The sequence below is a fragment of the Plantibacter sp. AC185 genome (assembly GCF_979258065.1).
On the sequence record NZ_OZ409831.1, the window covers coordinates 578,974 to 600,928 of the forward strand.

General features: G+C 69.3%; 20 protein-coding genes and 1 tRNA gene. 8 read left to right on the forward strand and 13 right to left on the reverse strand.

Going from position 1 to position 21,955, the window contains the following annotated elements; genetic code table 11:
• Nucleotides 1-36: 36 nt before the first annotated feature.
• Nucleotides 37-1,950, reverse strand: coding sequence for an anthranilate synthase family protein (locus tag ACZZZB_RS02830; protein ID WP_202938705.1), 1,914 nt, complete (start codon nucleotides 1,948-1,950; stop codon nucleotides 37-39).
• Between the two features lie 242 nt (nucleotides 1,951-2,192).
• Between ACZZZB_RS02830 and ACZZZB_RS02835 the strand changes: the two genes are divergently transcribed.
• Both ACZZZB_RS02835 and ACZZZB_RS02840 read left to right on the forward strand, forming a co-directional pair.
• A tRNA-Leu gene (locus ACZZZB_RS02835) sits at nucleotides 2,193-2,274 on the forward strand.
• A gap of 52 nt (nucleotides 2,275-2,326) precedes the next feature.
• Entirely contained in the window at nucleotides 2,327-3,073 is a 747-nt protein-coding gene (locus ACZZZB_RS02840) for a DedA family protein (protein ID WP_064296207.1), read from the forward strand.
• A 55-nt stretch (nucleotides 3,074-3,128) separates the two neighbouring features.
• Here the strand turns inward: ACZZZB_RS02840 and ACZZZB_RS02845 are convergent, their stop codons facing one another.
• The 4 genes from ACZZZB_RS02845 to murI all read right to left on the reverse strand — a co-directional run bounded on the left by ACZZZB_RS02845 (nucleotide 3,129) and on the right by murI (nucleotide 6,325).
• Nucleotides 3,129-4,040: a cation diffusion facilitator family transporter gene (locus ACZZZB_RS02845; protein WP_137241930.1), complete on the reverse strand. Its 912-nt coding sequence runs from the start codon at nucleotides 4,038-4,040 to the stop codon at nucleotides 3,129-3,131.
• A gap of 77 nt (nucleotides 4,041-4,117) precedes the next feature.
• Nucleotides 4,118-4,753, reverse strand: coding sequence for an RdgB/HAM1 family non-canonical purine NTP pyrophosphatase (gene rdgB, locus ACZZZB_RS02850; protein ID WP_202938703.1), 636 nt, complete (start codon nucleotides 4,751-4,753; stop codon nucleotides 4,118-4,120).
• Nucleotides 4,753-5,487, reverse strand: coding sequence for a ribonuclease PH (gene rph / locus ACZZZB_RS02855; protein WP_064296204.1), 735 nt, complete (start codon nucleotides 5,485-5,487; stop codon nucleotides 4,753-4,755). Before rph ends, rdgB begins: the two co-directional genes overlap by 1 nt.
• On the reverse strand, nucleotides 5,480-6,325 hold the full coding sequence (gene murI / locus ACZZZB_RS02860; RefSeq protein WP_071260977.1) for a glutamate racemase: 846 nt from the start codon (nucleotides 6,323-6,325) through the stop codon (nucleotides 5,480-5,482). The genes rph and murI overlap by 8 nt, the downstream gene beginning before the upstream one ends.
• An 87-nt stretch (nucleotides 6,326-6,412) precedes the next feature.
• Here murI and ACZZZB_RS02865 point away from each other — a divergent pair, with 87 nt between their 5' ends.
• Complete coding sequence (locus tag ACZZZB_RS02865; RefSeq protein ID WP_202938702.1) at nucleotides 6,413-7,741, forward strand: nicotinate phosphoribosyltransferase; 1,329 nt, start codon at nucleotides 6,413-6,415, stop codon at nucleotides 7,739-7,741.
• A 43-nt stretch (nucleotides 7,742-7,784) separates the two neighbouring features.
• Here ACZZZB_RS02865 and ACZZZB_RS02870 read toward each other — a convergent pair whose 3' ends face one another.
• From ACZZZB_RS02870 to ACZZZB_RS02880, 3 genes are all read right to left on the reverse strand, one after another.
• On the reverse strand, nucleotides 7,785-8,060 hold the full coding sequence (locus ACZZZB_RS02870; RefSeq protein WP_064296346.1) for a DUF3039 domain-containing protein: 276 nt from the start codon (nucleotides 8,058-8,060) through the stop codon (nucleotides 7,785-7,787).
• Between the two features lie 95 nt (nucleotides 8,061-8,155).
• The gene (locus tag ACZZZB_RS02875) at nucleotides 8,156-9,727 is read right to left on the reverse strand and encodes a hypothetical protein (RefSeq protein WP_137241934.1); all 1,572 of its coding nucleotides are present in this window, start codon (nucleotides 9,725-9,727) and stop codon (nucleotides 8,156-8,158) included.
• Entirely contained in the window at nucleotides 9,703-11,487 is a 1,785-nt protein-coding gene (locus ACZZZB_RS02880) for an ATP-binding cassette domain-containing protein (protein WP_307783476.1), read from the reverse strand. Before ACZZZB_RS02880 ends, ACZZZB_RS02875 begins: the two co-directional genes overlap by 25 nt.
• Nucleotides 11,488-11,758: 271 nt before the next feature.
• Between ACZZZB_RS02880 and ACZZZB_RS02885 the strand changes: the two genes are divergently transcribed.
• The 5 genes from ACZZZB_RS02885 to ACZZZB_RS02905 all read left to right on the forward strand — a co-directional run bounded on the left by ACZZZB_RS02885 (nucleotide 11,759) and on the right by ACZZZB_RS02905 (nucleotide 16,610).
• Nucleotides 11,759-12,451 carry a phosphocholine cytidylyltransferase family protein gene (locus tag ACZZZB_RS02885; protein ID WP_202938701.1) on the forward strand — a complete coding sequence of 231 codons (693 nt, stop codon included), beginning with the start codon at nucleotides 11,759-11,761 and terminating at the stop codon, nucleotides 12,449-12,451.
• A gap of 117 nt (nucleotides 12,452-12,568) precedes the next feature.
• On the forward strand, nucleotides 12,569-13,336 hold the full coding sequence (locus ACZZZB_RS02890; protein WP_085510553.1) for an ABC transporter permease: 768 nt from the start codon (nucleotides 12,569-12,571) through the stop codon (nucleotides 13,334-13,336).
• Nucleotides 13,336-14,094 (forward strand): ABC transporter ATP-binding protein, encoded by a 759-nt coding sequence (locus ACZZZB_RS02895; protein WP_191940812.1) that lies wholly within the window; start codon nucleotides 13,336-13,338, stop codon nucleotides 14,092-14,094. Before ACZZZB_RS02890 ends, ACZZZB_RS02895 begins: the two co-directional genes overlap by 1 nt.
• A gap of 74 nt (nucleotides 14,095-14,168) precedes the next feature.
• Nucleotides 14,169-15,050: a hypothetical protein gene (locus tag ACZZZB_RS02900; RefSeq protein WP_161578532.1), complete on the forward strand. Its 882-nt coding sequence runs from the start codon at nucleotides 14,169-14,171 to the stop codon at nucleotides 15,048-15,050.
• Nucleotides 15,051-15,134: 84 nt separating this feature from the next.
• The gene (locus ACZZZB_RS02905) at nucleotides 15,135-16,610 is read left to right on the forward strand and encodes a glycosyltransferase (protein WP_463528964.1); all 1,476 of its coding nucleotides are present in this window, start codon (nucleotides 15,135-15,137) and stop codon (nucleotides 16,608-16,610) included.
• Here the strand turns inward: ACZZZB_RS02905 and ACZZZB_RS02910 are convergent.
• The 5 genes from ACZZZB_RS02910 to ACZZZB_RS02930 form a co-directional block, all read right to left on the reverse strand.
• Complete coding sequence (locus ACZZZB_RS02910; protein WP_137241937.1) at nucleotides 16,531-17,739, reverse strand: acyltransferase family protein; 1,209 nt, start codon at nucleotides 17,737-17,739, stop codon at nucleotides 16,531-16,533. The genes ACZZZB_RS02905 and ACZZZB_RS02910 overlap by 80 nt on opposite strands.
• A 53-nt stretch (nucleotides 17,740-17,792) precedes the next feature.
• Nucleotides 17,793-19,088 carry a CDP-glycerol glycerophosphotransferase family protein gene (locus ACZZZB_RS02915; RefSeq protein WP_463528965.1) on the reverse strand — a complete coding sequence of 432 codons (1,296 nt, stop codon included), beginning with the start codon at nucleotides 19,086-19,088 and terminating at the stop codon, nucleotides 17,793-17,795.
• Nucleotides 19,089-19,156: 68 nt separating this feature from the next.
• A complete protein-coding gene (locus ACZZZB_RS02920) occupies nucleotides 19,157-20,041 on the reverse strand; it encodes a glycosyltransferase family 2 protein (RefSeq protein ID WP_463528966.1) in 885 nt (294 codons plus the stop codon).
• Complete coding sequence (locus tag ACZZZB_RS02925) at nucleotides 20,041-20,868, reverse strand: CDP-alcohol phosphatidyltransferase family protein (protein ID WP_086473636.1); 828 nt, start codon at nucleotides 20,866-20,868, stop codon at nucleotides 20,041-20,043. Before ACZZZB_RS02925 ends, ACZZZB_RS02920 begins: the two co-directional genes overlap by 1 nt.
• Nucleotides 20,869-21,936, reverse strand: a complete 1,068-nt coding sequence (locus tag ACZZZB_RS02930; RefSeq protein ID WP_191940805.1) for a glycosyltransferase family 2 protein — start codon at nucleotides 21,934-21,936, stop codon at nucleotides 20,869-20,871. It abuts the gene before it with no gap.
• Nucleotides 21,937-21,955 lie beyond the last annotated feature (19 nt).

Genomic DNA, 21,955 nt, shown 5'->3' on the forward strand with positions numbered 1-21,955 from the left:
GTCGGCATCACCGACCGTCCAGGCGGTGCATGACGTTCAGGAGCCGACGGCAGCAGCCGATCGCCCTGATGCGACACCCGCGAGCGCGTGGCCCGCGAGCGAGCCGAGGGTCCGGAGCCCGTCGCGCGACAGCACCGACTCGAGGTGCCCCTGGACCGACGCGAACCCACGACCACGCATCGCGAACACGTCGCCGGACGCCGCATCGGCGGCGATCTCGACCCCACCGACCGGAGCCTCACCCGCCAGCCGTGCGGTGAAGGTGTTGTAGAACCCGATCAGCGACTGCTCACCGAAGAGGTCGAGGTCGAGCTGCAGCCCCTGTCGTGGCGCGTCGAGGCGTTCGATCGGCAGCCCGAGCTGGATCGCCAGCACCTGATGGCTCAAGCAGACGGCGAGCAGCGGCGCTCCGGCGGCGAGACGCGCGGATACGATCTCGTGCATCCGGCGGACCCGCGGGTCGGCGAGGTCGAGCGGGTCGCCTGGACCCGGGCCGGCGACGAGGAGGTCGACGTCCACGAGCGCGTCGGTCACCGCCGACCAGTGCTCCACGCTGACAGTCATCCCGAAGTGGCGCAGCTGGTGGGCGAGCATCGCGGTGAACTCGTCCTCGGCGTCGACGATGACCGCGGTACGGCCCGACAGTGAACCGACGGGCGCCGGGTGCTGCGGCTGCAACCAGAAGGACGCCAACCGCTCGTTCCGCGCTCGGAGCGCGTCCTGCACTCCGGGTTCCGCCGCGAGGTCGACGGTCGGGCCGAGTTCGGCGGGTGCCATGACGCCGAGCGCAGTCAGCACGCCGGCCGCCTTCGCCGCCGTCTCGGCGACCTCCGACTCGGGATCCGAGTGACGGACGAGCGTCGCACCGGCGGGAACGCGGACGAGACCGGCGTCGTCGACGTAGGCGGTACGGATGAGGATCGGTGCGTCGAGTTCGTAGTCGCCGTCGCCCACCGGGGTGAACAGCGCGAGCACGCCGGAGTAGTAGCCGCGCGCGTTCCGCTCATGGCGGGCGATGACCGAACACGCGTTCTGCATGGGCGAGCCGGTGACCGTCGGTGCGAACATCGTCAACCGCAGGACCTCGCGGACGTCGAGTTCGCTCGTCCCGGCGAGCAGGTACTCGGTGTGGGTGAGGCGCGACATCTGCTTGACGTAGGGGCCGAGGATGCGTCCACCGGAGGCACACACCCGGCTCATCATCTTCATCTCCTCGTCGACGACCATGAAGAGCTCTTCCGTCTCCTTGACGTCGCCGAGGAACGCGCGGAAGTCGTCGCCGGTCGCGCCGGAGCGCGGGTGGCGGAAGGTGCCGCTGATGGGGTTCATGGTGACGGTGCGTTCACCGGTCGACGCGTCGCGGGCGACCGCGACGTGGCGCTCGGGCGTCGCACCGGCCATCGAGACGCCCGGCGTGTGCACGGCGAAGGTCCAGTAGGCACCGGTCTCCCCCGACAGGAGCGCCCGCAACCAGGCGAGGACGGCGCGCTCGGCCGGTACCTCGGTCGTCGCGGTGAACTCGCGGCGGATGACGAAGTTGGCGCCCTCGCCGCGTCCGATCTCATCCTCGATGACGCGGCGCACGATCGACGCGTAGTCCTCGTCGGAGACGTCGAACCCGCCGTCGACCAGCGGGACCGCGTCGGCGGGGAGTCGGTCGAGCAGCTCGGCGAGCGTCACCGTCTCGCGCTCGCTCACCACGAGGCAGCGCAGAGGGGCACCGTCGTCCATCGCCGCGAAACCGCGCTCGCGCACCTGGCGGTAGGGCACGAGGGTGAGAACCTCGGGCTGGTGGTCGTCGCCGGCGGATCCGAGCGGGATGTCGGCGAGCGACTCGACGTCGACGACCTCGCCCGTGTAGAGGTCGACGGTGTCGCTGCCGTGTCGGCGGAGCACCGCGAAGGGGAAGTCGGGGCCGGCGTGCAGCACGCGGTGGAGCAGGGTGGTCATGGTGGTGTCCTCAGGCTGGGACCGATCCGACAGGGCCTCCGAACGAGAACGACCGCCCTGTCAGGCGGTCGAGTCGTCGTGTGTGCACGTGCGCGGTCCGCCTAGGAGGCGGGCCACCAGCTCGTTGCACACGTCGTTCGCATGGAGCCGAGCATACACGGGCCGACCCGGGCTCCGCTGGCCGCGGCTCATCCCCGAAGCTCAGGACGTTCCCGACCTCGCTCCCGTAGACTGAGCGGGCCGCGGGAGTGGTGGAATTGGCAGACACGCAGGATTTAGGTTCCTGTGCTTTCGAGCGTGAGGGTTCAAGTCCCTTCTCCCGCACGCGACATCGTCGTACGCCGTTCCATCCCTCCCCCGACAGCAGGAGCTCCGCATGGTCCACACCGCCCTCATTCCCTGGCTCGACCCGGAGGGCATCATCACGGCCGTCGGTCCCTGGGCCCTCGTCGTGGTCTGCGCGATCGTCTTCGCCGAGACCGGCCTCCTCGTCGGATTCCTGCTCCCCGGCGACACCCTGCTCGTCATCACCGGTCTCCTCGCGTTCGGCTCCGCCCGCGTCATCGAGATCGACATCTGGTGGGTCTGCCTCGCGATCGGGTTCTCGGCGTTCCTCGGCGGCGAGGTCGGATACCTCATCGGGCACAAGCTCGGGCCGAAGGTGTTCGAACGCAAGGAGTCCGGCCTCTTCAGCATCAAGAACGTCGAACGGACGAACGCCTTCTTCGAGCGCTTCGGCGCCCTCGCGGTCATCCTGGCGCGCTTCGTCCCGATCGTCCGGACCTTCGCCCCGGTGGCGGCCGGCATCGGCCACATGAACTACAAGAAGTACTCGCTCTACAACCTCATCGGCGCGCTCATCTGGGGCGCCGGGCTCACCTTCTTCGGCTACCTGCTCGGGTACATCCCCCCGGTCGCCACCTTCGTGCAGAACTACATCGACGTCATCCTGATCGGAGCCGTCGTCCTCACCCTCATCCCGACCACCTGGCACTACATCCAGTCGAGCCGGAAGGCGAAGGCGCTGCAGGGCACCATCACCGAGGAGGAGCGTCGGGCTGCGGCTTCGAAGCTCGCCGACCAGGACGTCTTCAAGCGCGACCGCGGGAACGACACGGTCTGATCACCGGTGGCGCCGCTCGCACGAGCGGTCGCGACAGCCGGGCCCGCCCCGCACGTCAGCGGTGGTGGGACTCCTCGTGAGAGGCGTGCTCCTCGGGTTCCAGCTGGAACGTCGAGTGCTCGACGTCGAAGTGGTCGTGGAGGCACGAACCGAGACGGTCGAGCAGCTCCCCCGTGCCACCATCGGCGAACACCTCCTGCTCGACGACGACGTGTGCTGAGAAGACCGGCTGTCCGGACGTGATCTGCCAGACGTGGACGTCGTGAACGGCGACGACGCCGTCGGTGCCGAGCAGGTGGTCCCTGATCTCCTGCACGTCCGTGTCGGACGGTGCGGACTCGCTGAGGACGTGGACGACGTCGCGGAGCAACGACCACGCCCGCGGCACGATCATCGCGGCGATCGCGAGCGACGCGATGGCATCGGCCTGAGCGAAACCCGTCGCCATGATGACCACCGCGGCGATGATCACGGCGATCGAACCGAGGAGGTCGCCGAGGACCTCGAGGTACGCACCGCGCATGTTGATCGACGTGTCACGGCCGCCGCGCAGCACCTGGAGGGCGGCGAGGTTCGCCACGAGACCGATGACGGCGACGATCAACATCGGAAGGCTCTTGACCTCCGCGTCCGCCGGCTCGAGGAGGCGGGACACGCCCTCGATGAGGACCGACACCGCGACGGCGATCAGGATGAGCGCGTTGATGAGCGCTCCGAACACCTCCGCGCGCTGATACCCGAAGGTCTGGCGGTCGGTGGCCGGGCGGGCGGCGACGATCGTGGCGACGAGCGCGATGATCAGCCCGGTGAGGTCGGACAGCATGTGCCCGGCGTCGGCGAGGAGGGACAGCGAACCACTCACCCAGGCGCCGACGAGTTCGACCACGAGGACGGTCGCGATGATGGCGATCGCCACCGCGAGTCTCCTGCGGTTGGCGGTGCCGGCGTGTGCGTGATCGTGACCCATGATGCATCAACCGTAGGAGCTTCCCAGCGCCCGCGGAAGGGTTCATGCCGAGATAGGAATGGTCCTGAGTATCATGCTCAGCTGGCGGTCGACGCGGGCCCCTCGGGCACGAGCCGCTGCAGCACCGGGACGAGCGCCCGGAAGGCGAGTGCGCGGTGGCTCAGCTCGTTCTTCTCAGCCGGTGACAGCTCCGCCGCCGTCCGACGCTCGCCGTCCGGGATGAACGCCGGGTCGTACCCGAAGCCGTTGGTCCCGCTCGGCTCCGTCGCGAGGGCTCCGCGCCAGGTGCCGACGGCGACGTGCTCGAACGGCTCCGTCCCATCGATCCCCGGCGGCACCACGAGGGCGAGGTGGCAGGCGAACCAGGCGGCACGATGCTCCTCGTGCACGTCCCGTAGCTGATCGAGGAGGAGGGCGAGATTCGCGGTCGAGTCGTGCTGCGAGCCGGCCCAGCGCGCCGAGAAGATACCCGGCGATCCACCCAGGATCTCGACGCCGATGCCGGAGTCGTCGGCGAGCGCGATGGAGCCGGTGTGGGCTGCGGCGACCCGCGCCTTGATCAACGCGTTCTCGCTGAAGGTCGTGCCGTCCTCGACGGGCTCCGGGCCGTCGTAGGCGAGGACAGTGATCCCGGGGACGTCGCGGCTGACGAGCCGCTGGAACTCCTCGACCTTGTGCTGGTTGTGCGTCGCGAGGACGATCTCGACGACCATCAGCGTCCGAGGGCCTCGAACTGGATGGCCTTGAGCGACGCAGCGCCACCGACGGCGAGGTCGAGCAGGGAGTCGAGTTCGCGGCGGTCGAACGGGGCGCCCTCGGCCGTCCCCTGCACTTCGACGAACGATCCGCCGCCGGTGACGACGACGTTCATGTCGGTCTCGGCGCGCACATCCTCGACGTAGGCGAGGTCGAGCATGGGCACACCGTCGATGATCCCGACCGAGACGGCCGAGACGCTGTCGGTGAGGGGAGACGCCTTCTGCGAGATGAACTTCTTGCCGCGCGCCCACTCGATCGCGTCGGCGAGGGCGACGTAGGCGCCGGTGATCGCCGCTGTGCGGGTGCCACCGTCCGCCTGCAGGACGTCGCAGTCGATGACGATCGTGTTCTCGCCGAGGGCCTTGGTGTCGATCACGGCGCGGAGGCTCCGACCGATGAGTCGCGAGATCTCGTGGGTACGACCGCCGATCTTGCCCTTGACCGCTTCACGGTCCATCCGCTCGTTGGTGGAACGGGGAAGCATCGCGTACTCCGCGGTGACCCAGCCGCGACCCTTGCCGTTCAGCCAGCGCGGCACGCCATTGGTGAACGAGGCCGTGCAGAGCACCTTCGTCCGGCCGAAGCTGATGAGTGCCGAACCCTCGGCCTGCTCGCTCCAGCCGCGCTCGATCGTGATGGGACGCAGCTGGTCGTTGGTGCGGCCGTCGGCGCGCGCGATGTCACTCATGGATGTGCTCCTCGAACTGGTGGGATGGAAGGTCGATGACGCCGGTCTGGACGAGCGAGACGGTGGAGATCTCCCGGCCCATCAGACGGTTGGCGAGGGCGATGAAGTCGTCGGCACTGCTCCCGGTCGCCTCGTACCGGTGGGTGGCAGGTTCGCTGCTGTCGCGCAGCAGGTCACGGGTGACGAGCACGCGGTAGACGTCGTTCGCCGTCTCGGTGTCGCTCGAGACGAGCGACACCTGCGGACCCATCACGTAGCTGATCGCGCCCTTGAGGAAGGGGTAGTGGGTGCATCCGAGGACGACGGTGTCGACGCCGGCGTGCCGGAGCGGGGCCAGGTACTCCTCCGCGGCCTCGAGGAGGTCGGGGCCGGTCGTGACGCCGGCCTCCACGAACTCCACGAAGCGAGGGCAGGCCTGGCCGAACACCGTCAGCTCGGGATTGACCTCGAAGAGGTCCTGATACGCCCGCGAGTTGATCGTGCCCTCGGTCCCGATGACGCCGATGCGCCCGTTCCTCGTGCTCCGGACCGCGGTCCGCACAGCGGGCTGGATCACCTCGACCACGGGGACCGAGTAGCGTTCGCGTGCATCGCGGAGCATCGCCGCCGATGCGGTGTTGCAGGCGATCACCAGCATCTTCACGCCCTGGTCGACGAGCGAGTCGAGGACCTCGAGCGAGTAGCGCCGCACGTCGGCGATGGGCTTCGGGCCGTAGGGCGAGTGGGCCGTGTCGCCGATGTAGATCACGGACTCGGCGGGGAGCTGGTCGCTGACCGCTCTCGCCACCGTGAGTCCACCGACGCCGGAGTCGAAGATGCCGATGGGTGCGTCGTTCACGATGACCCAGCCTACCGCCCCTGCCGATGGACGTCGCTGACCGACCGATCACCACGTTCCGAGCACGCTCGCGGCTAGGCTGAACGGGTGCACGAGTCCTCAGCTCTCCTCACCGACCGATACGAACTCACGATGCTGGACGCCGCCCTCCACCGCGGCACCGCGGATCGGGAGTGTCTGTTCGAGCTGTTCGCCAGACGCCTCTCCGGCGGCCGCCGCTACGGCGTCGTGGCCGGCACCGGCCGGTTCCTCGAACTGCTCAAGCACTTCCGCTTCGGTGAATCGGAACTCGAGTGGCTGCGCGAAGAGGGCGTCGTCAGCACGACAGCGCTCGACTGGCTCGCCGACTACCGCTTCTCGGGATCGATCTGGGGCTACCGCGAGGGCGAGGCCTTCTTCCCCGGTTCGCCGATCCTGGTCGTGGAGGGCACGTTCGCCGAAGCCGTCATCCTCGAGACCCTGGCGCTCAGCGTGTTCAACTACGACAGCGCCGTCGCCACGGCTGCCGCGCGCATGACCTCAGCGGCGGGCAGCCGCCCCCTGGCCGAGATGGGCTCCCGTCGGACGGGCGAGCGGTCGGCCATCGCCGCAGCCCGGGCAGCGTACATCGCCGGCTTCAGCGCCACCTCGAACCTCGAGGCCGGACGCAGCTGGGGCATCCCGACGATGGGGACGGCCGCGCACTCCTTCACCCTCCTGCACGACTCCGAGGAGGACGCCTTCCGAGCCCAGATCGACACGATGGGCGCCGGGACCACGCTGCTCGTCGACACCTACGACATCGAGGAGGCCGTGCGACTCGGCGTCCGCCTCGCCGGCCCGGAGCTGGGAGCCGTGCGCATCGACTCCGGCGATCTGCCGATCGTCGTCGACCAGGTCCGCCGCCTCCTCGACGAGCTCGGCGCCACGTCGACCCGCATCACCGTCACCAACGACCTCGACGAGCACGCCGTCGCTGCCTTGGCCGCGTCCCCGGTCGACTCCTACGGCGTCGGCACCTCCGTGGTCACCGGCTCCGGATCCCCCGCCATGGGCATGGTCTACAAGCTCGTGGCGCACCGTGACGACCAGGGCGACTGGATCAGCGTCGCGAAGAAGTCGGCCGAGAAGGCGACCGTCGGCGGCCGCAAGACCGCTGCGCGCGCCTACGACCGGCACGGGGTCGCCCGCGAGGAGCGCATCTACCTCGGCGACGGTCCTGCCGGCGAACACGAGGGTGCGGCCGACGCCGCCTCGGAACGCTCCCTGATGGTCCAGCTCGTCGAAGGCGGACTCGTGGACGAGCAGTACCTCGGCGCCGCTGGGACGCGCCAGGCGAGGGAACACCGGGCACAGGCGGTGGGGGAACTGCCACCCCGGGCCGTCAGCCTCACCCGCGGCGACCCCGTGCTCCCGACCGTCTACCTCGAAGGCTGACCGCGGCGACGCGTCTCAGCGTCGGTCGCGGTGCGCTCCAACGTCAGTCGCGGAGGAGCTTCTCGTAGATCTCCTTGCAGGCCGGGCAGATCGGGAACTTCTCGGGGTCGCGACCCGGCGTCCACTTCTTGCCGCAGAGCGCCTTCACCGGCTTGCCGCTCAACGCCGATTCGAGGATCTTCTCCTTCTTGACGTAGTGCGAGAAGCGCTCGTGATCGCCGGGCTCGATGTTCTCGCTCTCGATCAACTCCTCGAGCTCACGATCCATGATCGCCGTGCTCCCACCGTCGGGCGTGCCACCGGGATCGATCGTGCTCATCTGCTGCTTCGTGCTGTCATGCTGCGCCATGGCTCCATGGTACCGCCGGACGGCACCCGGGTCTCCTGCGGGCGGATCCGGTCGCGGGCGGCTGGTCAGTGCGAGCTGGCGAAGCCGACGATCTCGGGGCTGCGGCGGTCGAAGACGCGACCGCCGGCGAAGATCCCGATCACGAGGACCAGGATGCCCGTGCCCGCACCGACCGCGAGAGCCCCGAAGTTCCAGTTCGGCTCACCGGTGAGCCCGAGCACGGCCAACCAGCCGGCGGGAATCGTGAGCAGGACCGTACCGAGCAGGCTCAGGAACTGCGCGGACATGCCGCTGCTGCCCGGCACCTGCGGCTGCTGGAACGGGCTGTCGCCGGGAAGCGACGTCGGGTACGGGAACCGCGCGGACACGAAGCTCGCGATACCGGCACCGCTGAACAACAGGCACGTGCTCACGCCGATCATCGACGGCAGGGCGTCCCAGTCGCCGTAGAACAGGATGCTCAGCGTCGACCCGACCGCGATGAGCGGGATGCCGATGAGGAGCACCGGGAAGAGCCGGCCGATCCGGTCCGATCGTCCGCGGACCCCCGAGGCGACGTGCAGCCAGACCGCGGTCGAATCGAAGGCGAGGTCGTTGTGCAGGAGCCAGCCGAGGAACCAGCACACGACCGGGAGTGGGACGAGAGCGAGGACGTTCATCGGGATGCCGGCGACGAGCATGGGCACGAAGAAGATGAAGGGCGCGATCGGGATGATCACGAGGGAGACGAGGTACCGCGGGTCGCGCAGCCAGTAGGTCATGCTCCGAGCGGCGATGGCGCCGGACGGGGAACCGGGGAGCAGGTCGAACCAGCCCAGACCGGTGCTGTCGCGGCCCGTCCCGAGGCGCTCCGGCGTCACGAGCAGTCGGGCGACGAACGCCTGCCAGGCGAACCAGAGCAGGGCGATGGTCGCCGCGGTGAGCAGCAGCTTGACGATCGCCGGCGCGATGCCGCCGAGTGCGGCATCACCGGGGAACGACCAGACGGCGCCGAGCGGGGTCCAACTGAGGATGTCAGCGACCCGGCCGAGGACGGCGAATCCGTCGCGCTGCCAGTCCACGGTGGTGAGGGCGATGATCGCCGGGGCCACGGCGATGATGAGTACCAGCCCGAGGACACCCATGACCTCCTTGGCGCGACGCGTCGAAAGGAGGCTCGCGGAGATTGAAGTGGCGATCCGGGCCAGGAGCGCGCAGAGCAGCACGCCGAGTACCGCGGAGACCACGGCGAGGACGGCGGGCAGCGGCGACCGCGACCAGGTGACCACCGACGAGGCCGCGAGGACGGCGAGGACGAGCGACGGCACCGACACGAGCGCTGTCACGAGTAGGCCGGCCGACAGGGTGCGGTTGGGCAGCCCGAAGAGCGAGAACGCCCGAGGATCCAGCTGATCGTCGACACCGAAGACGAGCGGAAGGATGATGAACCCCAGGACGACGGCCGATCCGGCCAGCACGAGCAGGTTGCGGGTGACCTCCGGATCGCCACCGCGCAGCGCGACGAGACCGGTGCTCGCGAGCACGACGATCCACACGCCGACCGCGATCGCGAGGACGAGCCCGACCAGTCGCCAGGGGCTGCGGCGGAACGCGTTGAGCGTCAGCTGCAGTTTCAGTCGGAGAAGCTGTGCAACCATTCCATTCCCTCTGCCGACTTGCGGCCCCCGGCGAGCTCGACGAACCGCTCCTCGAGCGTGCCCGTTCCGCGCACCTCGTCGACGGACCCGGCGGCCAGCACCTTGCCCTGCACGATGATGGCCACGTGATCGCACACGCGCTGAATGAAGTCCATACCGTGGCTCGAGAGCACGACGGTTCCGCCGTTGGCGACGTACCGCTGGAGGATCTCGATGACGTTCGCCGCGGAGACCGGGTCGACCGACTCGAACGGCTCGTCGAGGATGAGGAGCCGCGGCGAGTGGATGAGTGCGGCTGCCAGCGCGATCTTCTTCGTCATGCCCGCCGAGTAGTCGGAGACGAGACGACCGAGCGCGTCGTCGAGACCGAAGGCACGAGCCAGATCGGCGGTCCGCGACTTGACGGTCGCGGGGTCGAGCCCCCGCAGGACACCGGAGTAGTACAGGAGCTGGCTGCCGGTCAGGCGGTCGAAGAGCCGCAGCCGGTCGGGCAGCACACCGATCGCCCGCTTGGCCTCGGCGGGATCCTGCCAGACGTCGACGCCCTGGACGGTGATCGACCCTGCGTCGGGACGGAGGAGACCCGTGACCATGGACAGCGTGGTGGTCTTGCCGGCGCCGTTGGGCCCGACGATGCCGTAGAAGGAGCCACGGCGGACCTCGAGGTCGACGCCGTCGACCGCGACCGTGTCGCCGAACTGCTTGACGAGTCCCGAGATCGACAGGACGACGGGATGGGCACCGTCGTCGGCGGCGGCCTCGGTGCGCTGCGCCGTCGTCGCCTCGGGCGAGGAGGTGGCGGCGGACGGCGGGGTCGCCGCGGGACGACCGACAGGACGCTTGGGGGCTGCCGCCGGAGCGACGACCTCCTCCTGCGGAGGCACCACCGACACGGACGCCGACGGTGCCGGCGTCGTCTGCGGAGCCGTGTCGTCCGCAGCCTGCTCGGCGGTGGACGAAGCGCTCGCCGGGGTCGCGGTCTGCGTGTCGTCGGGCCGAGGCTCGTCGACCACGATCCGGTCGGCGACCTCGGGGGACGGCTGCTCGGACGGGGCCGACGTCGTCGCCCGGTCGACCGATCCCGGTGCGCTGACCTCGTCGAGGACGCCGGCGATCGCGGCTGCCGTCTGTTCGGTCTGCTTCGCGGCGCTGGTGCGCGCCGGTGTGCGCTTGGCCGGCGTCCGGGCCGTCGTGGACTTCGTCGTCGAGGTCCGAGCGGTGGTCGTCTTGGCGCCTGCGGCCTTGGTCGCCGGCTTCGCGGCTGCGGGGCGCGCCGTCGTCGACCTGGGCGTCTTCGGGGCGGTGGTCGTCTCGGCCGACTCAGTGCCCTCCGCACCACCGGCTGTAGCTGCCGACTTCGCGGGCGTGCGCTTCGCGGCGGTGGTGCGCGCCGTCGTCGACTTGGTGGCCGTGGTCTTCGCCGTCGAGGTCCGAGCGGTCGTCGAGCGTGCCGTGGTCGTCTTGGGCGCCGGCGTGGTCGCGTCCCCGGACTCGCCCGAGGTCTCGTTCGCCGACGTGGTGCGGGTGCGGGGCGTGCTCGGCCGCTTCGCCGGGGCCTTCGCCGTTCCGGAAGCCCGAGGCGTCGTCGAGCGGGGTGCGCGCTTCGGTGCCGTCGGCGTCGCAGCGCCCTGATCGTCGGAAGCGGTCGTCGGCGCAGGTGCACCAGCGGCGTCGGCGGGGTTCGGCGTGCCCGGACTCGTCGACGTGCCGTCGGCAGGCGCGGGCTGCTGAGCGGGATCTGGCGGAGTCGTGGAAGTCACCAAGCAAACCTACCAACAGCGGCGGCCGCAGCGGACAGCGGAGTCTCAGGATGAACGGTTGACACATCTCCCCCAAGCTGTGTAAACGCCGGGTGGTCGATCACAAAACGACAACGGACCCTGGGAACCTCTGACAGACGGAGTTCACCGCGGCTAGCCTGTATTTTGGCATAACGGAGTGTCTTTCAATGCACGTCTTGGTTAATCCTCGGTGAATCGTCCACAGCATCGTGGCACCGCGTGATTCCATACCCACACTGAGGAGAACAACGTGACCACCCAGGTAGTGATCCTTGCCGCAGGGATGGGCAGCCGTCTCGGCCGCTCGCTCCCCAAGCCCCTGACCGAGCTCAGCGACGGCCGCACCATCATGCAGCAGCAGTTCGACAACATCCGCCACGCGTTCGGAGCGAGCGCCAAGGTGACGATCGTCGTCGGCTACAAGCTCGAGCACATCATCGAGGCCTTCCCCGACGCCTCCTTCGTCTACAACGAGCAGTACGACCAGACCAACACCTCGAAGAGCCTCATGCGCGCCCTCGCCGCGTCTCAGGCCGGCGGCGTGCTCTGGATGAACGGCGACGTCGTCTTCGACCCGGCCGTCCTCGATCGCGCTGCCGCGATGATCGCCAAGGACCGTTCCTTCGTGACCGTCAACACCTCCAAGGTGTCCGACGAGGAGGTCAAGTACACGACGAGCGCCGAGGGCTACATCAAGGAGCTCTCGAAGACCGTCGTCGGCGGGCTGGGCGAGGCCGTGGGCATCAACTACATCTCCTCGCAGGACAAGACGATGCTGCACCGCTACCTGACCAAGGTCGGCGACCAGGACTACTTCGAGCGCGGCATCGAGCTCGCCATCGAGCGCGAAGGCATGCTCGTCGAGCCGGTCGACATCTCCGACCTCTACGCGGTCGAGGTCGACTTCGCCGAGGACCTCGAGCGCGCGAACCTCTTCGTCTGAGGGCCCCGTCCACATCACACACGAACGCCGTCCCGACGCTGAGCGTCGCGGGCGGCGTTCCTGCGTCGCCTCGATAAGGTTGGTCACGTGAGTTCTTCTGCTGAAACGCGGCCAAGGATGTCGCGTTCGGCGAGGTATCGCCACGCGCTCTGGATCCTGACCGTCCGAGACCTGCGTGTGCGCTACTCGACGAGCGCGCTCGGCTACGTGTGGTCAATCCTCGACCCCCTCGTCATGAGCGGGATCTACTGGTTCGTCTTCACACAGGTGTTCCGGCGCGACGTCGGCGAGGAACCGTACATCGTGTTCCTCCTCGCCGCCCTGCTGCCGTGGATGTGGTTCACCGGATCGGTGTCCGACAGCACGCGCGCCTTCCTGCGCGAGGCGAAGCTCGTGCGTTCGACGACGATCCCCCGGACCATCTGGGTGAACCGGATCGTGCTGTCGAAGGGCATCGAGTTCCTCGCGGCGCTTCCGGTCCTCGCGGCATTCGCGATCTTCAGCGGTGCCCAGGTGAACCTCGACATCGTGCTGTTCCCGCTCGCCATCGTCATCCAAGCCGTCCTGACCATCGGGCTCTGCCTGATCGTCGCTCCGCTCGTCGTGTTCTTCCGCGATCTCGAGCGAGCCGTCAAGCTCGTCCTGCGGTTCATGTTCTACGCGACGCCGATCATCTACAGCACGACGGCACTGCCCGACAAGATCGAGCCCTTCGCGGCGTTCAACCCGCTCAGCGGCATCTTCGCGCTGTACCGTTCCGCGTTCTTCCCACAGGAACTCAACTGGCACCTCGTGGGCGTGTCCGCCGCCATGTCGGCCGTCATCCTCGCGGTCGGTCTCCTCGTCTTCAAGCGCTGCGAGCGCTCCGTGCTGAAGGAGATCTGATGCCCACAAGCAACTCGACCGCCGGTCGGCCGGCGATCTCGGTCGCCGACGCAGGTATCCGGTTCCGGCGCAACCGTGGCGGTCGGCGGAGTTTCAAGGACCTCTTCGCCGGACGTGACCGCCGCTCGAAGCCGGGCGAGTTCTGGCCCCTGCGCCACGTCTCCTTCGATGTCGCCCCCGGCGAGGCGATCGGCGTGGTCGGTCGGAACGGTCAAGGCAAGTCGACGCTGCTCAAGCTCGTCGCCGGTGTCGTCCTCCCCGATGAGGGCACCGTGGGCGTCCGCGAGGGTGTCGCGCCGCTCATCGAAATCACCGGAGGCTTCGTCAACGACCTGACGGTCCGCGACAACGTGTACCTGACGGCCGGCCTCCACGGCATGTCCCGCCGCGAGATCGACGGGCGGTTCGACGACATCATCGCGTTCGCCGAGATCGCGGACTTCATCGACACCCCGTACAAGCACCTCTCGAGCGGGATGAAGGTGCGCATCGCCTTCGCGGTGATCGCGCAGCTCGAAGAGCCGATCATCCTCGTCGACGAGGTCCTCGCCGTCGGCGACCGGGCGTTCCGCGAGAAGTGCTACCGGCGCATCGAGGAACTCCTCGAGGGCGGGCGGACCCTGTTCTTCGTCTCGCACAACGAGAAGGACCTCAGGCGGTTCTGCACGAGGGGGCTCTACCTCGACAAGGGGGCGCTCGTTCTCGACGCCCCGATCGACGACGTGCTCGACCGCTACAACGCGGACTACAACAGCTGAGCCCCGCCAGCAAGCGTCAGTCGACCCGCAGTGGGTCGACGTAGACTGGCCGCCCCGCCCACGAGGAGGTCGTCATGACCGGACCGCAGCAGGGACCCGTTCCGGGTCCCGCCCAGTTCCCCACCACCGCAGCACAGCAGCCCATGTTGCCCGAGCCGGGATGGGTGCGGGCGCTCGACCGGTTGCTGTGGGTCCAGCGACCGGTGGTCGTGGCGCACATCCGCTCGATCCGGCGGATGTACCCGAACGCGACGGCCGACCAGCTCATCCGCGTCCTGGAACGCCGGTACCTCACGACGGTGACGACGACGGGAGCCGCCGTCGGTGCGACCGCTGTGGTCCCGGCGATCGGGACGGCGACGACCCTGGCGCTCTCCGGTGTCGAGACGGCGGGTTTCCTCGAGGCGACCGCCCTGTTCGCCCAGTCGGTCACCGAGGTCCACGGCATCGCCCTGGCGGATCCGATGCGATCCCGCGCGCTCGTCATGACCATGATGCTCGGCAAGGCCGGAACCGACCTCCTGCGCAACTTCGGTTCCCAGGCGGCCGGCAAGGGAGTCCCACGGCAGGCGTTCTGGGGCCAGACGATCACCCAGGGCCTGCCGTCGATGATCGTGGGCCCCGTCGCCGACCAGTTGCGGGTGCGCTTCGTGAAGCACTTCGCGGCGAGCGGCAGCGCCGGCGTCATCGGCAAGGCGCTCCCCTTCGGCGTCGGAGCGGCCGTCGGCGGTATCGGCAACCACATGCTCGGCCGACAGGTCGTCCGTGCCGCCCGCCAGGCGTTCGGACCGGCGCCCTTCGTCGTCCCGCTCGACCTCGAACCACGGATGCGGGCCGTCTCCGGCCGGTCCGGCATCGGGAAGATCCGCGACCAGGTGTTCCGACGCCGGAAGCACCTGGCCATCGAGTCAGGCGGCGATGCGGCCGTCGGCGACGGGACCGAGCAACACCCCTGACCGCCTGAGGCGGGTTCCGGGTCGGTCCCGACCGAGCCGCCCAGGATGCGGCATCCCTCCAGGTCCATCGCGTACCGTCGGAGGGTGAGACTTCCCTTCCTGCGCCGCCCCCAGAAGCCGTTCCCGGAAGGTCGCCACTTCGCGGTGACCTGGGGCCTGTCGGACGACTTCGGCGGCATGACCGAGGCGATGCTCCAGCGCTCCCGCGCGTTCATCAGACTGGCCGACACCCCGGTCGACGTCCTCACCTTCGACCACCGACCGGACTACCCGGAGTTGGAGGCACGGCTGCGCACACGCGGAGACCTCATCGACGGCCTCCGGGTCGTCAACCTCTGGGACTGGCTGCGCGACAACCCCCTGCCGGGTGGTTCCCTCGACCTGGCGCGCCACGGGTTCACCCCGCTCCCCCTCGACGAGGTCGGCACCGAACGACGCCGCGGCGACGCCGTCCTCAGCCGCGAGCGACACGACGACTCGGGTCAGATCCTGCAGGTGGACGTCTACCGACCCGACGGCACCCTGCTCCTATCCGACCGCCGCGACACGCGCGAACGGGGCGTGAAGGGCGGCCGCTCGGTCGTCCTCTGCGACGAGCAGGGTCGCCCCATCCGGTCCTGGGGACGCATCTGGTCCCTGTACCGCGCCTGGTTCGACGCGCTCACCGCGGGCGCACCGGCCTGGATGATCGTCGACAGCAAGACCATCGCCCCGTTCGTCCTGAGCTACCGGAAGCGCAACGTCGTCACCGCGCACGTCGTGCACGCCTCGCACCTCCAGGGCACGGAACGGCCACACGGCCGGCTGCGGGAGTCGCGGCGAGCGGTGTTCGAGGCGCTCGACGACTTCGACCTCGTCGCGCTCCTCAGCGATCGACAGCTCGCGGACGTGACGACCATGCTCGGCGAGCACGCCTCGCTCAGTGTCATCCCGAACTCGCGCGAACTCGTCGCCCCGGAGGTCGCACGCGCGCCTCGGCCTCGCAGCCGCGGGATGTTCCTCGGCTCGCTCACGGCTCGCAAGCGGCCGGCGCACGCGATCCGCGCCGTCCTCGCCGCCACGTCCACGGACGGGCCTCCCCCGACGCTCGACGTCTACGGCGGCGGCGAGCTGCTCGACGAACTGCAGTCGCTCCTCATCGCCGAAGACCCGGAGCACCGTGTCGTCCTCCACGGCTACGACCGCTCCGCCCGGCAGCAGCTCGGCTCGGGTTCGTTCCTCGTCATGACCTCGACCTCGGAGGGCTTCCCGCTCGTGCTCATCGAGGCGATGGCAGCCGGGTGTCTTCCCATCGTGGTCGACGTGCCGTACGGGCCGGCCGACATCGTCCGCGACGGTTGGAACGGGTTCCTCGTGCCGTCCGCGGAACCGGCCGTCGTGTCGGCCGCCATCGAGCGCCTGCTCGCCCTTCCTGAAGCCGAGGTCGACGCGATGCGTCGCAACGCCAGAACGACCGCGGAGCAGTACGACGACGAAGCCGTCACCCGTCGGTGGGCTCAGGAGTTGCACGCGGCCGCTCGTCGGAAGAAGCGGAACGCGCTCGTCCCTCGCGTCGGCTGAGCATCCGGGAGCGCACCGCCGCGACCCCCGTCTGCACCCCTCGGCCGACGCGGCGCGCCAGGCCATGGGACGGACGCTCGACGAGCTGGAAGAACCCGGCGGCGATCAGCAGGCTGAGTGGCACGCCCACGATGCCGACCAGCCACCAGCGCTCGTCGCCGAACATGAAGGCGAGCGTGGCCAGGATCGGGGCGTGCACGAGGTACAGGCTGAACGACACCTTGCCGAGCCAGAGGACGGGCGGAGTCTCGAGGAGCCGCCGGGCGAACGGGCTTCCGATGGCGACGACGATGAGGCCGGCCGCTCCCACGCCCGACAGACCCCAGAGCGCCTGACCCAGCGTGGAGGAGGACTCGACGAACGGTCGGGAGAGCCAGCTCGCGACGAGCAGGAGTGCGGAGCCGGCCGTCAGCATCGCCCACTGCAGCGGGCGGGACCGATCCGCAGCCCAGGCGCGGAGGTCGTCGAGCCGGACGGCGATCAGCGTACCGATGAAGAACGCCGGCAGGTACACGGCGGCGTCCAGTCCCGCGACCCGTCCGAGCACCATGATCACGGACATCAGCGCAGCGACCGGCCACGCCCAGCGGCGCAGCAACCGAGCGAGCAGGACGGCGATCGGGAGGAGGAGCGTGAAGATCAGCTCCCAGCGCAGCGACCACAGGGTGTTCACCAGGGTGTAACTCGCCGGTGTCAGGGTGGCCTCCGTCAGGAGGTGCAGCGGGTCGACACTCGTCGCGTTCGCGTTCGCGATCCACTCACCGGTGGTCACCGACGCCGGGTCCCTCGGGATGAGCAGGATGAGCGCGGCGGCGAACAGCAGCGATCCCCACACGGGGAGGTAGAGCCGCACGAACCGCGCGGCGAAGAACCCCGGCCAGCTCGCGCCGCCTCGCAACAGCGGGAGCGCGACGACGAGACCACTCAGGACGAAGAACACCTGCACCGCCTCGGTGCCGGCGAAGAGCAGCTTCAGCGGTGTCTCGGTCGCGATGTCCCAGGCGGGCTCCGAGATCCGGCCCGTCGCGAAGGGTCGTGCGAGCAACGACACGTGGTAGAGCACCACGACGACGCTGGCGACGCCACGGACTCCGTCGAGGGAGGCCAGTCGCCCGGAGGACGGATTCACCTGCCCGACCCTACGCGGTTCTCCTGGGCGCGGACTCAACGGCTCAGGGCGCGTCAGGCGCGTCCTCTGTCGTCGTCATCCTCGTCTTCGTCGTCCTCATGCTCGTCGAGCTCCGGCCGGCCGTCGGCGTGCGCGAGGGCGAACCGTTCCCATTCCGACATCAGATGTTCGATGGCGCTGTGGAACCTCGCCGTCGTCACCCCGGGCGTCGTGTCGCCGAAGTAGTACTCGACCCAGTGCTGCAGTCGAGCGACCGTCTCGGGATCACCGAGGAGTCGGTCGACGCCGTCGACGATGTCCGCTGCGTCCGAGGCATCGAGCCATTCGCACGCCGAGAGGTACCCTCCGGTGTCGATCTCCGCCTCCGGATTCACGGGACGGGTGATCATGAGCGGCTTCCCGCTCGCGAGGCGGTCGTAGACCATCGCGGAGATGTCGACGATGGCCGCGTCCGCTGCCGCCAGCTGCCAACCGAGGTCGGCACCCGTGTCGACGACGTGCTGGGCCGAGGCGTCCGCTCGGTTCGCCTCCTGGAGCGCGGCCATGATCTCGCGGTTCGCACTCGCGTAGGCCGGATCGACGACACCGCTCCTCGGGTGCGGGCGGTACACGACGCGGTGCCGCCCGGTCGTGATGAGTGCTCGGACGAGGGCCACGCCGTGGCTCGCGATGGAACCGTACGCCGCAGCCGCGCGGTCGCCCTCCCAGGTGGGCGCGTACAGGACGACGGTCCGCTCATCGGGCGTGTAGGGCAGCTCGCCCGAATAGTGGTCGGCCTGCGGGCGGCCGATCATGATCGCGCGCTTGTCGAAGTCGTAGTCCCAGAGCACCCGCTCCAGCCGGTTCCTCGCCGCTTGGCCGGCGATGAGGCTGTAGTCGTAGGCCTTGAACTGGTTCGTGGTCATGTACATCTTGTCGCTCTCGCCATGGTTGACGAAGACGTGCCAACGGGAGCCGTAGCGGAACATCTGGAAGTTCTTGGCGTTCTGGTTGACGTACAGCACGACCCGGATGTCCTGTTCGGCCAGCGTGCGCTCGAGGGCGACGACCGTCCGGACATAGGCCGTCGGGATCGGCGACTCCTCGAAGAGTTTCGCCGCTGCGGTCGCTCCCCGGCTGAGGATCAGGACGGGCCACCGCTCGGACAACTCGGCGAGCGGGCGGTACCACTGACGGATCTGGTACATGTTGACCGCGCCGTCCGCGAAATACACGGCCACCTTGTAGCGCCCCGGCTCGATCACGGGAGCCGCCTGCATCTGCGCCGCGAGGACGGCTCTGGCCCGGCGGTTGGCGAGCAGGTCCTTGGCGAGCGTGATGGCACGACGACCGTCTCTGATCAGTCCCATGTCAGCTCCAGCATCCGTCAAGCGTAACGACGCCAGGTCACGGTGGGATCACGACGGGTGTCCGCAGCTCAGATGACCGGAGGTCGCCCTGCGCGCGTCATCCGCCAGACCGTCCGCCAACGCAGTGGGCGACGTTCGCCGGGGTCCGTGCGCCAGCCCTCACGCCAGCCGCCGAACCAGGGGCGGAGGGCGTCCGGCTTCCGCCACCACCGGATCACCTGGATCGCGGTCCACGAACCCACGTACAGCGGGATGAGCGGCACCGGGAGGTTCCGGCGTGCGAGCCAGACCCGGTTCCGAGCGTTGAGCCGGTAGTAGGCGGTGTGCCTCGTCGGTTCGGTCACCGGGTGGTTCGCTTCGAGGGACGCCTCGTACCAGGCTCGCCTCCCCTGGTCCCAGACCCGCCAGGCGAGCTCGATGCCCTCATGCGCGTAGAAGAACGGGTCGGCCCATCCGCCGACGGCGTCGAACACTGGCCGCGGCAGCAGGACTGCCGCTTCGAGGCAGGAGAACACGGCGCTCGAATGCCCCGGGTCCTTGTCGCGGGTGCGCGGCACCCAGCGGGACGGCGTCGCTGCACCGTCCGCGGCGGCGAGCCGGGGCTGGATGAGGCCGATGGAGCGGTCCGCGTCGAGCATCGCGATGGCGTCGCGGAGGAACGTGGTGGACGGGATGGTGGCGTCGTCGTCGAGGAAGAACACGAACTCCCCCTGCACGGCGCCGGCACCACGGTTGCGGCCGGCCGGGATCCCGAGGTTCTCCGACAGGGCCAGGCCTCGAGCGCCGTCCGGAAGTCCGGTCGGCTGCCAGCCGTTGCCGACCACGACCACGTCGAGCTCCACCGCTTGCTGGGCGAGCACGCTCTCCACGGCTGCGGTGAGCTCGACCGGGCGGCTCCCCTGCGTCAGGACCACGACGCCGACGGAGCGCGTGACCGGGATCGGGCCGGACATCACGCGTGGAGCCGCTTCGACGAGACGATCGCGATGAAATGCCCGACGAGCGTCAGGAACGCGAGCGGCACGAGGATCGCGAGCACCCAGCGCATCGCCTCCACGTCGCCGACGAACAGGCCGACCACGGACGCGGCGAAGATCACCATGGTCAGTTCGACCGAGTGGAACAGCCGGTGGAACGGCAGGAACCGCGCCACCGTCCGCGCCGTCGCGAGCAGTCCCCCGCGCGGCGCCGACTCCTCGGTCGAGTACGTGAGCTTCGGCGCCCCGAACCCGGCTCGGGCGACCCGCACCATGTCGTTCAGCGCCTTGTTGAGCACGACGAACAGTGCAAGTGCGAATCCGAGGGTGATCCAGACGAGGTCCTCGGGCGCATCGACCGGCCACGCGGCGGCACGGATGCCGAGCGCGATCGCGATGAGCGACTCCGTGGAGTAGTGGCCGACGGAGTCCAGGAACGCACCGGCCGGACTCGACGTCCGCCGCCAGCGCGCGACCTCACCGTCGCAGCAGTCGACGAGCATCTGCGTCTGGCCGAGCACGAGTGCGAGAGCCGCGCCTCCGAACCCGGGGATGAGCAGCGCGGCGGCCGTCGCCCAGCCGGTCAGGATCATCAGGCCCGTCACGCCGTTCGCGCTGATGCTCGTCCGGAGCAGCAACCAGGTGACGTACGGCGACAGGTCTCGCAGGTAGAGGTCGGCGGTCCAGTGCTCGGCGTTCTTCCGCGCGCGGACCTCCGGCGGTTGCGCCACGGCACGGAGTTCGGCGATCGTCCGCGGGGGCGTGAGCCTCGGCCCGCTTCCGGCCGTACTGGGATCCGACATCTAGACCGCCTTCGGTGGATTGCGCAGCGCGGAGATGCCCTTCGCGAGCGAGCCGTAGCCGAGCACGAACCCCGTGCCCCAGCAGAAGTGGATGCACGGCAGGACGGCGAGCATCCAGAGGCTCGTCCGCACCCCGTCCCGCCCGGTGACGACGATGCTCGCGAGCAGCACGATGGCCGCGTAGGCGATGGGGGCCGCGAACCCGAGCAGCAGCCACGGCGTCGCTCCCGCACCCAGCTGGACCAGGCCTCCGAGCCCGAGCAGCGTGCCGAGCACGATGCCCAGCACCAGCACCGGCGGCGCGAAGTAACGGAGCGTGCCGCGGGTGGGGAAGCTCCGGCTGAGCTCGCCGCGCCAGAGTCCGGTGGAGAAGAACTGTCGCGCCAGGGCGCGCATGCTCGCACGCGGGCGGTAGACGACGCGCAACGCCGGCGTGAACCAGACGAGGCCGCCGGCCTGCTTGATCCGGCGGTTGAGCTCCCAGTCTTGTCCGCGTTTGATGCGCTCGTCGAACATGCCCACCCGCATGAGCATCTCGCGGTCGAAGACCCCGAGGTAGACCGTGTCGGCAGGCCCCTCGCGACCGCCGACGTGGTGGGGTGTGCCCCCGAGTCCGACGCGCGAGCCGTACGCCCGCGCCACCGCCGTCTCGAAGCTCGTACGCCCCTGGGCGTCCATGATCCCGCCGACGTTCTGCGCCCCCGTGCGGAGCATGGTCTCGACCGCGAGTCGCGCGTAGTCGTCGGGCAGCTCGGAATGGGCGTCGACCCGGATGACGATCGGATGCGTCGACGCGGCGATCGCCAGGTTGAGTCCGGCCGGGGTCGACCCGACGCGGTTCTCCAGCACATGGATGCGCGGGTCGGCCGCTTGGAGCTCTCGGACGAGCTCGGTCGTGCCGTCGATGCTCGGTCCGACGGCGATCGTGATCTCCACGTCGCCGGTGTAGTCCTGCGCCAGGAGGCTGTCGACGGCTGCCCGGACGTGTCGGACGTCGTTCAACACCGGCATCACGTAGGAGACTCCGGGCGACGACGGTGCGTCGGCCTGGCCTGTGTCGTTCGACATGGGGGTTCACTCCGTGTTT